The 14,904-nt window shown below is 66.5% G+C and carries 14 protein-coding genes and 1 tRNA gene; 8 read left to right on the top strand and 7 right to left on the bottom strand.

The window, feature by feature from the left end:
- Positions 1–5: 5 nt before the first annotated feature.
- Positions 6–1,433, bottom strand: a complete 1,428-nt coding sequence (locus tag ACQHGV_RS01300) for a glucoamylase family protein (protein ID WP_440979147.1) — start codon at positions 1,431–1,433, stop codon at positions 6–8.
- A 64-nt stretch (positions 1,434–1,497) separates the two neighbouring features.
- Complete coding sequence (locus ACQHGV_RS01305; RefSeq protein WP_440979148.1) at positions 1,498–4,440, bottom strand: TonB-dependent receptor; 2,943 nt, start codon at positions 4,438–4,440, stop codon at positions 1,498–1,500.
- A gap of 352 nt (positions 4,441–4,792) precedes the next feature.
- On the opposite strand from ACQHGV_RS01305, the gene ACQHGV_RS01310 reads away from it, so the two are divergent.
- The 3 genes from ACQHGV_RS01310 to ACQHGV_RS01320 all read left to right on the top strand — a co-directional run bounded on the left by ACQHGV_RS01310 (position 4,793) and on the right by ACQHGV_RS01320 (position 6,474).
- Positions 4,793–5,560, top strand: coding sequence for an enoyl-CoA hydratase/isomerase family protein (locus ACQHGV_RS01310; RefSeq protein WP_440979149.1), 768 nt, complete (start codon positions 4,793–4,795; stop codon positions 5,558–5,560).
- A 219-nt stretch (positions 5,561–5,779) separates the two neighbouring features.
- Positions 5,780–6,118, top strand: coding sequence for an IS1/IS1595 family N-terminal zinc-binding domain-containing protein (locus ACQHGV_RS01315; RefSeq protein ID WP_440978076.1), 339 nt, complete (start codon positions 5,780–5,782; stop codon positions 6,116–6,118).
- Positions 6,115–6,474: an IS1 family transposase gene (locus tag ACQHGV_RS01320; RefSeq protein WP_440979150.1), complete on the top strand. Its 360-nt coding sequence runs from the start codon at positions 6,115–6,117 to the stop codon at positions 6,472–6,474. The genes ACQHGV_RS01315 and ACQHGV_RS01320 overlap by 4 nt, the downstream gene beginning before the upstream one ends.
- A 125-nt stretch (positions 6,475–6,599) precedes the next feature.
- On the opposite strand, the gene ACQHGV_RS01325 is transcribed toward ACQHGV_RS01320, so the two are convergent.
- From ACQHGV_RS01325 to ACQHGV_RS01335, 3 genes are all read right to left on the bottom strand, one after another.
- Entirely contained in the window at positions 6,600–6,821 is a 222-nt protein-coding gene (locus ACQHGV_RS01325; RefSeq protein ID WP_183951301.1) for a DUF1289 domain-containing protein, read from the bottom strand.
- A 5-nt stretch (positions 6,822–6,826) separates the two neighbouring features.
- Complete coding sequence (locus ACQHGV_RS01330) at positions 6,827–8,227, bottom strand: DEAD/DEAH box helicase (protein WP_440979151.1); 1,401 nt, start codon at positions 8,225–8,227, stop codon at positions 6,827–6,829.
- Between the two features lie 141 nt (positions 8,228–8,368).
- Positions 8,369–8,812 (bottom strand): hypothetical protein, encoded by a 444-nt coding sequence (locus ACQHGV_RS01335; RefSeq protein WP_183951303.1) that lies wholly within the window; start codon positions 8,810–8,812, stop codon positions 8,369–8,371.
- A gap of 66 nt (positions 8,813–8,878) precedes the next feature.
- On the opposite strand from ACQHGV_RS01335, the gene ACQHGV_RS01340 reads away from it, so the two are divergent.
- The 3 genes from ACQHGV_RS01340 (at position 8,879) to ACQHGV_RS01350 (ending at position 11,697) form a co-directional block, all read left to right on the top strand.
- Positions 8,879–10,303, top strand: coding sequence for an FAD-binding oxidoreductase (locus tag ACQHGV_RS01340; protein WP_440979152.1), 1,425 nt, complete (start codon positions 8,879–8,881; stop codon positions 10,301–10,303).
- A gap of 76 nt (positions 10,304–10,379) precedes the next feature.
- Positions 10,380–11,153, top strand: a complete 774-nt coding sequence (locus tag ACQHGV_RS01345) for a SapC family protein (protein ID WP_183951305.1) — start codon at positions 10,380–10,382, stop codon at positions 11,151–11,153.
- A 4-nt stretch (positions 11,154–11,157) separates the two neighbouring features.
- Positions 11,158–11,697 carry a cytochrome b gene (locus tag ACQHGV_RS01350; RefSeq protein WP_440979153.1) on the top strand — a complete coding sequence of 180 codons (540 nt, stop codon included), beginning with the start codon at positions 11,158–11,160 and terminating at the stop codon, positions 11,695–11,697.
- A gap of 339 nt (positions 11,698–12,036) precedes the next feature.
- Here the strand turns inward: ACQHGV_RS01350 and ACQHGV_RS01355 are convergent, their stop codons facing one another.
- Entirely contained in the window at positions 12,037–12,894 is an 858-nt protein-coding gene (locus tag ACQHGV_RS01355; RefSeq protein WP_440979154.1) for an N-formylglutamate amidohydrolase, read from the bottom strand.
- Between the two features lie 99 nt (positions 12,895–12,993).
- Here ACQHGV_RS01355 and cpdR point away from each other — a divergent pair, with 99 nt between their 5' ends.
- Together cpdR and ACQHGV_RS01365 are read left to right on the top strand one after the other, a co-directional pair.
- A complete protein-coding gene (gene cpdR, locus ACQHGV_RS01360; protein ID WP_183951356.1) occupies positions 12,994–13,371 on the top strand; it encodes a cell cycle two-component system response regulator CpdR in 378 nt (125 codons plus the stop codon).
- A gap of 45 nt (positions 13,372–13,416) precedes the next feature.
- Positions 13,417–13,491: transfer RNA gene (locus ACQHGV_RS01365), tRNA-Val, on the top strand.
- A gap of 237 nt (positions 13,492–13,728) precedes the next feature.
- On the opposite strand, the gene ACQHGV_RS01370 is transcribed toward ACQHGV_RS01365, so the two are convergent.
- Positions 13,729–14,826, bottom strand: a complete 1,098-nt coding sequence (locus ACQHGV_RS01370; protein WP_440979155.1) for a glycosyltransferase — start codon at positions 14,824–14,826, stop codon at positions 13,729–13,731.
- Positions 14,827–14,904: the final 78 nt, after the last annotated feature.

Raw genomic sequence — 14,904 nt, forward strand, 5'->3', positions numbered from 1 at the left:
GGCCGCTATCCGTTCAGCCAGCCGCCGGTGAATCCTGCCCTTAGCAATCCGCGCCGGAGATGCGGGTTCCGCCGCATCGTCCTCCAGATCAGCCCGGTGCGGTGATTCTCGATCATCGTGACGATCGGCCCCTGGTCGATCCCCAGATAATCCTTGTCGACCCAGCCGATGCCGGGGACGATCTCGCCATGCTTCAACGGCTCGGGCGGGTCGGTCAGCGTCGGGTTGAACGCATCGAGAAAGCCGTATTTGCCATAGATGGCCGAGCCATAGCGATCATGCATCGCGCGCACCGCCGGAATGGCGATGTCGGGGGCGAAGGCGATCGATCCCGCCGCCGCGGTCGGGGCCAGCGTGCCGTCGTCGCGGTCACCGGGGCCGCGTGCCGAATAGCTGTAGAATTGCCGGCGCACGCCGTCGATCGTCAGGCCGAAATCGCCCGGCCCGTCACAGGCGGTCAGCCCCCAGACATCCGCACCATAACCCCGCCAGCGTCCGGCATTGGCGATCGCATAGCGTTGCTGCGCATAGGCGGCGCGGCGGCTGTTCTCGAAATAATCGATGCCCTTAGACGCGATATAGGGATCGCGGATGCCTTTGAAGTCGACCCAGACATGGCTGTACTGATGGCCGAACAGCGGCGGGAAGTGCAGATGCGGCTCGCCCCAGCGATCGGTCCAGCTGCTCTCGAACCGGCTCGACCAGGCCGCCCATGTGCCCTCGGGCAGCGGATGGGTGGGGGAGCCGAGCGCCAGCAGATAGAGCAGCATCCCCTCGTTATAGATGTCCCAGTCGGACTTGATGAATCCGGTCTCGGGATGCCAGCCCATCGAGAGGAGCGGCGCGCGCGGGGTGATCCAGGTCCAGTCGACCGCGCCGTAAATCTGGTCGGCGAGCGCCCGGATGCGCGCCTCGTCGGGATGGTCGCCGTCATACCAGCTTTGCGCGAACAGCACGCCGCCGAGTAGCAGCGCGGTGTCGACCGTCGACAGCTCGCACCGGGCGAAGCGCAGTCCCTTGGTCACGCCGAGAAAGTGATAGAAGAAGCCCTTATATCCGCTGAATCCCGTCTCGCCCGGCCCCTGCGGCGCGTCGGCGAAGAATTGCAGCGTGGTCAGCGTGCGGGCGCGCGCCTCCTCGCGGGTGATCCAGCCATTGACCACGCCGACCGGATAGGCGGTCAGCGCGAAACCCACCGCCGCGATCGAGGCGAAGGAGGGTGTGGGCCAGCGATCGGGGGCGAGGCCGGTCTCGGCGTCGGTCGTCTCCCAGAAGAAGCGGAAGGTCCGCTCCTGCAAATCGCGGATCAGGTCGGGCTGCGCGGCGGGGATGATACGCGGCGGTGCGACGCGCCCCTGCCGGTCCGTGCAGCCCGTCATCAACGCGGCCAGGCTCAGGCCGCCCAGACCCAGCAAGCGGCGGCGATCATACATGGTCCGTCCTTCGTAATCAGAGCCTCGCCGGGCCGGGGGATCGCTCCCCCGGCCCGGCCGATCGTCAGAAGCGATAGCCGACCCGGAACTGCACCCGGCGGGGCAGGGTGATTAGCTCGCGCGGCAACTGCGTCAACGGATCGGTGGCGTTGGTGAAATCGTCGAAGCCGCCGAAATTCTTGCTGTTGAACGCATTGAGCAGATCGACCGCGACATTGAGCTTGTGACCGGAGAATATCTCGATGTCGTTCTGGAGCGTCATGTTGACCTCGCAGAAGGCGGCGATGCCCTTGATGCAGTTCTTGGGCGGATAGACGGTATAGACCTGCACCTGGCTGGGCGTGCTGCCCAGCGTCTCGTCGGTCACCTGATAGGCGCTACCGCTGCCCAGCGTGGTGATGGTCGAGAATTTGAAACCCAAGGGCAGGTCGACGATACCCGACAGGACCAGCCGGTGCCGCTCGTCACCCGGGCGCGGGCGATAGCCATAGGCGTCCGGCGTCGCATATTGCAGGCTGAACAGGTCGTTGCCGTTCTGCTCGCCCTTCGACAGCGTATAGGCCAGGTTGAAGCCCCAGCCCGAGCTTTGCGTATAGGTCTTGTCGAGGGTGAAGAAGAGCGCCTTGTAGCGCGTCTTCAGCCCGTCATAGCCGATCAGCACGTTGGAGAAGCCGGCATTGCGCGTCGGGCTGCCCACCCCGACATTGCAGCAGGTGCCATCGGCGTTCCGGGTGGCGAACAGATGCGTGTAGCCGTTGCGCCCCGCGACATAGCTGCCGCTCAGGCTCGCCTGGAAGATGCCGACCCGCTGGCGCACGCCCAGCGTGAACTGGTCGGTGACGGGCGGACGGGCGTTGTTCTTGACCGCGAACAGCTCGGGCTGGCCGGTCTGCGCATTGGCGATCAGCGAGAGCAGGCCGTCGCGCGTCAGATAGCGGTCGTTCCACACCACGGTCGGCGTGCCATCGGCACGCGGGCGGCCGTCGCGCGAGAAGAACAGCGAGCCATAGGCATATTGCAGGCGGAATTGCTCATCCAGCGTGTTGTTGAACACGTTGCGATCGTAATAGCGGCCATAGCCGCCGAACAGCACCGTGCTCTGATCCCCCTTGAAGTCATAGGAGAAGCCGGCGCGCGGCTGGAACGCGCCCAGGAAGGGCGGGCGGTTGGTGCCGTCGGTGATGTAATCGGCCGAGTTGAAATAGGAGGTCTGCGGCAACTGGCGCAGCAGCGCGGCGGCGGCGTCCGGCGTGCGATAATTGTTGTTGAACAGGTTGCTCTCATAATCCCAGCGCAGGCCGACATTGACCTGCAGCTTGTCGGTCACGTCCCAGTCGTCCTGCAGATACAGGCCGAGCTGCGAGTTGGACGCGGCGATGCGCGGATTGCCGATGCCGATCTGCGCGGTCGCGGGGAAGGAGAAGTCCAGCCCGTTGGTCGGATCGTTGCGGAAGTCGTAGAAGGGCTGGACGAAGAAGTTCTTCAGGAACGTATAGTCCTGGAAGGCGAAGCGGATGCCGCCCTTGATGACGTGATTGTCGATCCCGGTCCAGGTCAGGTCGTTGCGCAGCGTATAGCTCGACTGGTTGATCCGCTGCGTGCTTTCCTTGCCGCCGAAGCGGATCACGCCCTGATAGTTGAACGTGCTGCTGTTCGGATCGAGCGAGGTCGGGTTGTAGGTATAGTTCAGATAGCTGGCGTTGAACTCGTTGATGAAGCTGTCGCCGCGATAGGTCCAGCGATAGATATAGGTGTCGACGTTGTTCTTCTTGTTCAGCGCGTTGGAATAGGCGTTGGTCGACGCGCCGCCAAAGCCGGTGATGTCGGTTTCGACGCGCTTGCTGACGATCAGGTCGAAGGTCTGGCGATCGTCGGGGACGAAGGTCAGCTTGCCGAAATAAAAGTCGCCGCGGAACGGGCTGACGAACGCGCCCTCATACTGACCGAAGCGCGCGACGTTTTCGGGCGTGCGGTTCTGGAGGCGGACGTTGAACGCACGGTTCTGGTCATTGCCTTCATAGGCGGCAAAGAAGAACAGCTTGTCCTTGATGATCGGACCGCCCAACGAGATGCCATATTGCTTGCGCTCGAAGGCGGGCTTGGGCAGCCCGGCCTGCTTCACGAAATAGTCGGTCGAGGACAGGTTGCGGTCGGTATATTGCGCGAACGCCTCGCCATGGAATTCGTTGGTGCCCGACTTGGTCGTCGCGGTGATGATCGCGGCGCCGGCCTGTTCATACTCGGCCTTGTAATTCTGGGTCAGGATGCGGAACTCGCCGACCGCCAGCTGGCCGAAGGGATTGCCGCGGCTATCCTCCTGGCCCGCGACGCCGCTGTCGAGCACGTTGTTCTTGTAGCTGACGCCGTCGATGAAGACGTTGACCTGGCCGGCGGGCGAGGCGCCCGAGGAGAAGCTCTTGTCGGTCTCGCTGTCATTGTAGCGGACGCCCGGCGCGAGCGCGGCGAAGCTCAGGAAGTTGCGGTCGGTCTGCGGCAGGGTGCGGATCTGCTCCTGCGAGATGTTGGTCGCGATTTCGCTGGTCTTGGTCTCGACCAGGCGACCGCCGGTGACGACGATCTCGCCGCCCTCGACATTGCTGCTGCCGCCGGCGGCGATGTCGGCCGCGTCCGCGCCGCCCGCTTGCGTCGCGGTGCCGATCGTCAGGTCGAGCGTCGCCGACTGGCCGATCGCGACGACCACGACCTGGGTCACGGTCTCGCCCGAGGTCGCCGTCGCCGTGATGCGATACTGGCCGGGGCGCAGGCCGCCCAGCACATAGCTGCCCTGCGCGTCGGCGGTCTGGCGGAAGGTCTGGTTGGTGCCGGTGTTGACGGCGGCGATCTGCGCGCCGGCGGCGGGGCCGCCATCGGCCGTGCGCACTTGCCCTCGCACCTGCGCGGTCGTCGTCTGCGCGGCGGCGGGCGCAACCATCAGCGTCGCGGCGCCCAGAATCGTGGAGGTGGCCAGCGTTGCGCGCAGCGCAGCCGTCATCATCGTCTTCATCATTGTTCCCCATATGCCGGCGGCCCCAAGCGGTTATCGGCGCCGGTCCCGTGTTCAGATGCCATCCCGGATGGGCTTCGCGCATCGACGCGAAGGGCGGGTCGGCGAGGGGGGGAAGGGGCGGCCCGCCTCCGGGCCGCCCGGCATCCTCTCCGGGCACGGAGCCCGCCGGCTCCTGATGCCGATGCCAGCCTGTGATCGGCCGGTCATTCTGACATGGCGGTCATCTACGCGCTGTGATGGCGTCGGCTCAAGCATCTGTTGGCGCAGCACAGCGGGATGCTCGAACACTGTGTCTTTCGAGCAACGGGTATGGTGCTGGCGTCGAACGGCAAATGCCGGCAAAGAGGCCGATATGACGGTGAAATTGGATCGCGACGGCTATGTTTCCGTCATTACGCTACGGAATCCGCCAAATAATCATCTGGGGCTGGGAACCATTTCGGAACTGGCCGATGCATTCGATTCGGCGGATTCCGATTCCCGGGTGCGGGCCATCCTCCTTCGATCCGAAGGTCGGGTCTTTTGCGCCGGCGCCGATCTGGTCAACGCCAATCCCGTGGCCGATCCCCTGCCACCGGGGGCGCGCAGTCCCTTCTATGTCGCGGCGGCGCGACTTTATGGCGTACGGACGCCGGTGGTCGCGGCGGTGCAGGGGGCGGCGGTCGGGGCCGGCCTGGGATTGGCGCTGGTCGCCGACTTCCGTATCGCCACGCCCGAGTCGCGCTTCGTGGCCAATTTCGTCCAGCTGGGGCTGCATCCCGGTTTCGGTATCTCGGCGGTGCTCGAACGCGTGATCGGGCGGCAGCGTGCGGCGATGATGCTGCTGACCGGGCGACGGATACGCGGCGAGGAGGCCGAGCGCTGGGGGCTGGTCGACCAGCTCGTTCCGGCCGAGTCGCTTTACGACACCGCGATGGCGCTGGCACAGGAGATCGCGGCGGCGGCGCCGCTGGCGGTCGCGTCGACGCGTGCGACCTTACGCGGCGACCTGCACGCGCTGGTTGCGGCGGCGACCGATCATGAGCTGGCCGAGCAGGCGGTGCTGATGCGGACCGAGGATTTCGCGGAAGGGGTACGCGCCGTCACCGAGCGGCGGCCGGGGCGGTTCGTGGGGCGGTGAGAGCTCCCGACCTCCGTTCGGCCTGAGCGGTTCCGATCGAATTTAGCCCCTCCCCTTCAGGGGAGGGGTTGGGGTGGGGCTTCTCCTCAAGCCGGAGCACGCGCGGCGGTGCCCCACCCCCGTCTCCTCCCCTGCAAGGGGGACTGTTCACCATGGCTGCTTTTCGGGTTCTTCTTCGTTCTGGTGATTTGGGACAGGGAGGATGGCATGCGATGTCCGGTGTGTGAGGGAACGGACCTGATCAAGCGGGGATGGAAGTCGGGTCATCAGCGCTATGTGTGCCGGGCCTGTGGTCGATACTGCACCGACAGCCAGCCCAAGTTCAGTGCCCAGACCAAGGCGATGGCGATCGAGATGTACATGAACAGCATGGGCATCCGGGCGATCGGCCGTGTGCTGGGTGCATCGCCAGCGGCGGTGCTCAAGTGGATCGCCAAGGAGCATGCGGTGCTGCAGGACAAGCTTGCGGATGCCGCCCCGCTCGACACCGGGGCGGCCGACGTGATCGAGATGGACGAGATCTACACCTACATTCAAAAAAACGGCAGCGAGCGGTGATCTGGACGGCGTACAGCCGCCGGCACCGGCGCGTCATCGCCTATCATGTGGGTGATGCCGGTGTCAGAAGCGCGACCGCCATCTACACCCTGGCCAAGGCCGCCGTCGGCCAGATCAGCGCCATCTTCACCGACGCCAACTCCTGCTACCACCTCGCCTTCAAGCGGATCGGCGCGCCCGAACCTCACCAGCAAACCAAGGCGCAGACGCATCTAATCGAATCGTTCAACGCCTCGTTCCGCGACATGCTGGCCCGCTTCAACCGACGAACCAAGCGCGCCTCCAAGACCCAGCACATGCTCGAGGTCACCCTCGACATCTTCCTCGCCAGAAAACGCTTGCAGAGTCCAAAGTGAACACTCCCCCTGCAAGGGGGGCGCTCTCGTCGATGGCTGGGTGCCCGGCGGATATGGTTTCCCTTGGCCTTCGACTACGCTCAGGCTGAACGGGGGGTCGGGTATGGGAAGCGGAGGTTAAGCCCTCAACCCTTGCGCGACGCCAGTTCGGCCTTGCGCGCGGGCAGCGCGGCCAGGATCGTACGGCGTTCCTCGGCGGGCTTGGCGCTCCAGTTGGAGATTTCGCGGATCGTGCGGGCGCAGCCCAGGCACCAGCCCGTCGCCTTGTCCATGGTGCAGACATTGACGCAGGGGCTGGCAATGCTCGGCGATTGGGGTTCGACGAAGCTGATGATGTCGAGCGACATGGGCCTCAGACGGTCAGCGTGACCTTGAGGAAGTCCGGGATCGGGCCGTTCCAGCCGCCATCGTCCGGTGCCTCGCCGGCGTTCGGACGGCGACGGTCGCGACGGCGATCGCCACCACGCGGTTCGTCGCGCGGTGCCTCGAAACGCGGCTCGTCCCGGCGCGGGCGCGGCGCACGTGCGGGCTGTGCCTCCACCTCCGCTTCGGCCTGCGCGGCCACTTCGACCGCCTCCTCGCGCGGCGCGCGTTCGCGACGACGACGGCCGGGACGCTCTTCCTCGGCGACGGCGGGCAGTTCGAGCCGGTCGATCTTCTGGCCGGTCAGCTTCTCGATATTCTCGAGATTTTCGGCGTCATCGGGCGCGACGAAGGTATAGGCGACGCCGGTCGCACCGCCGCGGCCGGTGCGGCCGATGCGGTGGACATAATCGTCCGGATGCCAGGGCGCGTCGAAGTTGAACACATGGCTGACGCCCTTGATGTCCAATCCGCGCGCAGCCACGTCGGAGGCGACCAGTATGTTGATCTCGCCGCGCTTGAACAGATCCAGCTCGGCCAGACGCTGCGGCTGTTCCATGTCGCCGTGGATCTCGCCCGAGCGGAAGCCGTGCTGCTTGAGCGACTTGTTCAGCTCGCGCACCGTCGTCTTGCGGTTGCAGAAGATGATCGCGGTGCGAACCTCGTCCTGCTTGAGGAGCTGGCGCAGGCGCTTGCGCTTCTCGAACGACTGGGCCGCGACCGGCACGACGAACTGGGCGATGTTGATGTTGGTCGAGGCGGGACGCGCGACCTCGATCGTCTTGGGGTTTTCCAGGAACTTGTCGGCCAGCTTCTTGATCGGCGGCGGCATGGTCGCGGAAAACAGCAAGGTCTGGCGCTGCTTGGGCAGCTTGGTGCAGATTTCCTCGATATCGGGGATGAACCCCATGTCGAGCATCCGGTCCGCCTCGTCGATGACCAGCATCGAACAGCCGGTCAGCAGGATGTTGCCGCGCTGGAACAGGTCCATCAACCGGCCCGGCGTCGCGATCAGCACGTCGACGCCCTTTTCCAGCGCCTTGACCTGGTCGCCCATCGACACGCCGCCGATGAGGAGCGCCATGGAGAGCTTGTGGTTGGCGCCGTATTTCTCGAAATTCTCGGCCACCTGGGCGGCGAGTTCGCGCGTCGGCTCCAGGATCAGGCTGCGCGGCATGCGCGCGCGGCTGCGGCCATGGGCCAGGATGTCGATCATCGGCAGGACGAAGGAGGCGGTCTTGCCCGTCCCCGTCTGCGCGATGCCGATGATGTCGCGCATCATCAGCACGGAGGGGATGGCGGAGGCCTGAATCGGGGTCGGCTCGGTATAACCGGCGTCGGTGACCGTCTTCAGGAGTTCGTCGGAGAGGCCGAGATCGGCAAAGCTCATGCAGTTTTCCGGAATATGGCGTGGAGTGGGAATCGCCCCGCGCTCGCCCAGCACTCTACGGGCGCTTGCGGATTTGGCGGGAAAAGTCAAGTTTTGCCCCGAATCCGGGGTAGCGCATCCGAACCGAATATGGACCGGATGTCAGCGTGGGGACAGCGCGCGGAACTTCTCGATCTCGCACACCGCGCCGCCGCGCGTACGGATCGGATCGCGGTCCGCGCAAATCTGTCCGTCGGCACCGGGGCGGATATAGAAGCTGGAATAATAGTCGATCTGGCGACAGGCCCGCGCCAGCTTCGCACGCACCCGCTTGCCGCCCGAGAGGACGATGTCGACGCTGCCCGCCTCGCCCGGCAGCGCGCCGGCCAGCGCCTGCGCGGCGATGCAGCGGGGGCCTTTGCGCTCCTTCCACCGGCTGGCGGTGACGGCGGGCATCGGCGAGCGTGGTACGCGCAGGATCACCCGTTCGCGGATCGTGATCTGGGCATATTGGACCTGCGACGGCGGATCGCCCGACCCCAGCAGGATCGGCGTCGCCAACATCGTCAGGGCGGCGGGGAGAAGGTTCGGTCCGGGGCGAGCCATGTCTGTGGATGCGGATTATAGCCGCCGACGTTGAACGCTTTATGAACCTGATCTAGCGCGAAGGACATGAACGCTGCCCAGACCGCCCTGCTCGCCGCGCTGCGCCCCGTCCTGGGGGATCGCGGCATCGTCACCGATCCCGACCTGATCGCGCCATGGGAGATCGACTGGCGGCGGCGCTTCCATGGCCATGCCCCCGCCATCCTGGCGCCGGCCGACACCGCGCAGGTGCAGGCGGTGCTGCGCGCGGCGGGCGAGCATCGCGTGCCGCTGGTGCCGCAGGGGGGCAACAGCTCGATGGTGGGCGGTGCGACCCCGCCGCAAGATGGCGCGGGGCTGATCCTGTCGACCCGGCGGATGAACCGGATACGCCGGATCGATGCGGAGGGCGGCGTCGCGGTGGCCGAGGCGGGGGTGATCCTCAGCGACCTGCACGACGCGGCCGAGGCGCAGGGGTGGCGCTTTCCGCTGACCCTGGGGGCCAAGGGCAATGCGACGGTCGGCGGGCTGGTCTCGACCAATGCCGGGGGCACGCAGGTGCTGCGCTTCGGCACGATGCGCGGGCTGACCCTGGGGATCGAGGCGGTGCTGCCCGACGGCTCGCTGCATGACGGTCTGTCGGCGCTGAAGAAGGACAATCGCGGCTACGATCTGGGGCAGTTGCTGATCGGGGCGGAGGGGACGCTGGGCGTGGTGACGGCGGCGGCGCTGCGGCTCGCGCCCGCGATCGCGGGCCATGCCACCGCCTGGGTCGGGCTGTCCGACCCCGCCGCCGGGCTGGCGCTGCTCCGCCGTTTGCAGGCGGCGAGCGACATGATCGAGAGCTTCGAGATCCTGCCCGCCGAAAGCCTCGCCGCCGCCGTCGCGCATCTGCCCGGTGCCCGCGCGCCGCTGGCGGGCGCGCATCCCTGGCATGTCCTGATCGAGGCGGTGACCGGCGATCCGGCGGTCGATCCGTCCGCGATGCTGGAGGCGCAGCTCGGCCGCGCGCTGGCGGACGGCGTGATCGCCGATGCGGTGATCGCCGCCTCGGATGCGCAAGCCGAAGCCTTCTGGCTGCTCCGCCATTCGCTGTCCGATGCCGAGCGTGCGCTGGGGCCGGCGGTGCAGCATGACATCGCGGTGCCGGTCGACGCCATGCCGCGCTTCATGGTCGAGGCGGCGGCGGCCTGCGACGCGCGCTTCCCCGGCACCCACGCCTCGGGCTTCGGCCATCTGGGCGACGGCAACATCCATTTCCACGTCCGCGCCGCGCCCGGCACCGATCGCGACCGTTTCTATGCGGAACAGGCCGCGACGATCACCCGCTTCGTCCATGATCTGGTCACGGCGGCGGGGGGTACCATCTCGGCTGAACATGGCATCGGGCAGATGAAGCGCGACGAACTGGCGCGGCTGTCGCCGGAGCGGGTCGCGGCGATCCGCGCGATCAAGCGGGCGCTCGATCCGCACGGCCTGTTCAATCCGGGCAAGCTCATCGCTTGCGCATGACGTCCCGGCCCCATAGACACGGGGGCACGACACGCGGCCGGGGGGCTCGCGTGGATAAGGTTTTTTGGAGATCATCATGGCCAGCGCGCCGTCGCTTCCGCTTTTCTATAATGGCCTGGAGCCGCTTTCGAGCGAGGCCCACGCCAATTACAAGGTCCGCCCGCAGGACACCGCGCCCTTCCTGGTCGGCCAGCATGCGATCCCCGTGACCGTCGATGAATTTCCGCTGGTGCAGCGTTTCATGCCGATCGTCTTTTCGGTCGGCGAACAGCCGATCCCGCTGGCGCTGATGGGCCTGAACGAAGGCGTGAACGTCTTCGTCAGCGACGAAGGCCGTCTGACCGAGACGAACTTCTACGTCCCCGCCTATGTCCGCCGCTATCCGTACATGCTGGCGCGCCTGCGTCCCGAGGCGGAAGAGCTGTCGCTGTGCTTCGACCCGACCTCGCCGACGATCGGCGCGTTCGACGAGGGCGATGCGCTGTTCGAGAATGGCCAGCCCAGCGAACTGACCAAGAACATCCTGTCGTTCAACGAATCGTTCGAACAGGCGGGTGCCCGCACCCAGAACTTCATGACCGAGCTGACCGAAATGGGTCTGCTGATGGACGGCGAAGTCTCGATCCAGCCCGATGGCGCGGATCAGCCCTTCGTCTATCGCGGCTTCCAGATGGTCAATGAAGAGAAGCTGGTCGACCTGCGCGGCGACCAGCTGCGCAAGATGAGCCAGTCGGGCATGCTCCCGCTGCTCTATGCGCACCTCTTCTCGCTGTCGCTGATGCGCGACATCTTCGCCCGCCAGGCGCAGCTGGGCAAGATGCCGCAGCCGCAGCTCCAGCCGGTCGGCTGATCCGATGCGCGGGCGGGACTTTGCCGGTCCGCGCTACAGCCGGGTCGCGATCGTCTTTCACTGGACGATCGCGGCCCTGGTCGTCGCCAATCTGGCGATCGGCCTGCTCCATGAGAGCCTGTTGCCGGGCACGATCCCGCTGCACCAATCGATCGGGCTGACCGTGCTGGCGCTGACCGCCGGCCGTATCCTGTGGCGGCTCGGCCATCGTCCGCCGCCGCTGCCTGCCGAGATTCCCGCCTGGGCACGCGGCAGCGCCCATGCGCTGCACATGACGCTGTATCTGCTGATGATCGCGATGCCGATGACCGGCTGGGCGATGGGATCGGGCCGCGCGGTGCCGCGCCCCGTCAGCTGGCTCGGCCTGTTCGACGTACCGCCGCTCCCGATCGGCCGCGCCGCCGGTGGCGTGGGGCATGAGGCGCATGAAATTCTGGGCTGGGTGATGCTGGCGCTGGTCGCCATCCATGTCGCGGCGGCGCTCCGCCATCACTATCTGCTGCGCGACGGCCTGCTCGTGCGGATGAGTCTTCGCTCACGTTGACCTGTTCCTCCCCTGCAAGGGGGGGACCATGCGAAGCATGGTGGAGGGGTGTAACCGGTATCGAGAAGGGGCTTCAACAACAAGGCGCGACACCCCTCCGTCAGGGCTTCGCCCTGCCACCTCCCCTTGCAGGGGAGGATTGTTTTTCCGCCTGCCCACCACCCGTGACGAAAAAATGACGAATTGCCGGGCCTGGGGTTGAACCAAATAGGCCCCTTCCTATTTATACCAGTACGACATCGTGTCCCCCCTTTCGCGGTGTCGTATGACACGCTTTCAGCGTGTCTCCTCCCTGAACCTTGGCCACCTCGCGCTCTCCCCCTTGCGCGAGGTGGTTTTTTATTCGGCGGCGAGCGGCAAGGGCTGGCCGAGCGCTTCTGCGGTCAGCGCGGCGATGATCCGGCGGACCAGCAGGACCGTCGCGTCGAAGCCGGGGCCGGGGGCCTCCAGCGCAGTGTCGAGATAGAGCGAGCGGTCGAGCTCCAGCTGGATGGCATGGATGCCACGCCGCGTGTCGCCATGCCGCTCGACGACATGGCCCCCCGCATAGGGCGCATTGCGCGTCACCGCGATGCCGGCGGCGCGGACCGTGGCATCGACCCGGCGGACGAAGCGCATCCCCGCCGTCGCGCCATGCCGATCGCCGATCACGACACGCGGATAGCTGTCGGCCGCGCCTAGCGGCGGCATCGAATGGAGATCGAGCAGCACCGCCACCCCGAACCGCGCGCGCACCGCTGCCAGACAGGCCGACAGGGTGGCATGATAGGGGCGGTGATCGCTGGCGATCCGCGCCACCATCTCCGCATCGGTGAAGCGCCGCGCCCAGATGTCGCCATGCCCGCCGATCCGACGCGGGACGAGGCCGAGGCCGCTGCGCACCTTGCTCGATCCCCGACCGCTCGCTCGCGCGCCCAGATCGATGAGGGGGTCGCGTTCCGCCTCGTCGCGATTCAGGTCGATCCAGGCGCGCGGGCGGGTCTGCACGATCATCGGCTCGTCGTTGCGCGCGGCATGGCCGATCAGATCGATCAGCCGGTCCTCCAGCCCCATGATGGCGGACAGCGGCACGCGCAGCGCCTCCAGCAACGCCGGCGGATAGTCGCGCCCGCCATGCGGCACCGAAATCACCACCGGGCCGTTGGGGCTGTCGGTGCCCAGGCATTCGTAGCTCGCGCCGGGAAAGGGAGATGCCATCGCGGCCGATCCTATGGCGGGAAAACGGGGGCGGCAATGGTCTGGAAATCTTAACCGCCGCCTCGCTAGATGAGGTTTACGATGAATCGGGATCACGACATGCTTCACATCCTGCTGGCCGAAGATGATGAGGTCATGCGCGAATATCTCACCCGGGCGCTGACCCGTTCGGGTTACCGCGTCACGGCGGTGGATCGCGGCACCGCCGCGCTGCCGCTGCTGGAGACGGAGGTGATCGATCTGCTGCTGACCGACATCGTCATGCCCGAGATGGACGGCATCGAACTCGCCCAGCGTGCCGCCGCGCTGGTACCCGACCTGCGCGTGATGTTCATCACCGGCTTTGCGGCGGTGACGCTGAAGGCCGGCGAGGCGATGCCCAACGCCCGCGTCCTGTCCAAGCCCTTCCATCTGCGCGACCTGGTAATGGAGGTGGACAGACTTTTTCACGCCAATTCGCTCGATGGTGCAATTTAGGGCTTGCCAGCCCCCCACCACCCGGCTAATTGGCCGGCCTCCGGCGGGCGTGTAGCTCAGTGGTAGAGCACTGTGTTGACATCGCAGGGGTCGCAAGTTCAATCCTTGCCACGCCCACCATCGAAAACCCCGCTAGGCCAATCGGCTTAGCGGGGTTTTTGGTTTTCGGTGTTCTTGCATTTTCGGCGCGTCGATTTGGCGGATATTTGCCGCTGACGCTGCCTGATTATCCAACCGCCATTCGGACGTGTCTCCGCCCGCTGCGGGCATCGTCGGTCACCGCCCGAACAAGATTCTCGGACGGCGATCTCTGGCCAGTTCGGTCACATGGCGCGGTAACGGACGCGCCGTACCGTCCTACGCCTGATGCGCCGCGCGGTAGCAGGCGACGGTCTGGCGCGCGGTGAGGGCGGGGTCCAGCACGGTCAGGTCGGGCGCAGTCGCACGGGGCCCCGCCAGCAGTGTGGCGGCGGTGGCGAGCGCGTCCCGGGGCGTGCCGTTGAACAGGGCCACCCAGTCGGCCCCGACGATCGCCTGGAGATCGCGCATCGTCGGCGTGTCGCGCACCACGATGGGCTTGCCCAGCGAGAGCGCCAGGATCGCGGCCCCTGAATGCAGTGCCGAGCCTTGCGCATAGGGCAGGACGATGACGTCGGCCATGTCATGCAGCGCCCAGACATCGGCATCGGCGATGCGGTCGGGGATCAGGTGGACGCCGGGCGTCTCCGCCGCCTTGGTCAGCACCTCTTGGCGGAATTCCTCGGTCCCGCGAATCTCGCCCGCGATCACCAGTTGTGCGTCGTTTCCCGTCTCCGCGCGGGTCTCGGCGAAGTCCTGCATCAGGCCGGTCACGTTCTTGTAGCGGCGGATCTGGCCGAAGATCAGGCAGGTCGGCTTGCCCGCCACCGCGTCGCGCGCGGCGGCGAGGCCGGGATGGCTGGTCGGCGTTGCGGGGTAATAGCCCTGATAATGGCCATGCGGCACGATGTCGGCCGGCCGCCGGGCGATTGCGGGATAATGCGCGCGCACCGATTCCAGCGCGGCGGGGCTGAGGCTGATGACGCGGTCGACCATCGCATTGAAGGCGGCGGTGAAGCGGGCATAGAGCCTGCCGACATCGGGCTTGTCATGCGCGCCCAGGTCATGCGCGGTCCAGACCAACTTGGCACCGCGCCGCCGGGCAAGCCAGAGCAGCGCCAGCTCCTTGGTCGCATCGGCCGCCGCCTTGGCGGTGCCGGCGTTCCAGCGGACCAGGAATTCCGGCCAGTGGACATGGATGATGTCGGGGCGCAGCGCGATCAGCGATCGGCGCGAATAGGGGTGCACGACGACATTCTGGTCGGCCATCCCCGCATAGAGCAGCTTGGTATAGGGATTCTCCCCCGACACCGCGCCGGCGGCCTGGGCCAGGACGATCAGCGGTTTAGGCGCGGAGCGGGTAGTGGTCGTCGCCATCGTCAGGCGATCCGGCTGGCGGACTGGTGCTGGACGACGTACATGGCTGTATCCCTTTTCCGACATGAACCCCGCACC

Origin of the sequence: Sphingomonas pseudosanguinis (assembly GCF_052056765.1) — a bacterium.
Taxonomy (GTDB): Bacteria; Pseudomonadota; Alphaproteobacteria; order Sphingomonadales; family Sphingomonadaceae; genus Sphingomonas; species Sphingomonas pseudosanguinis.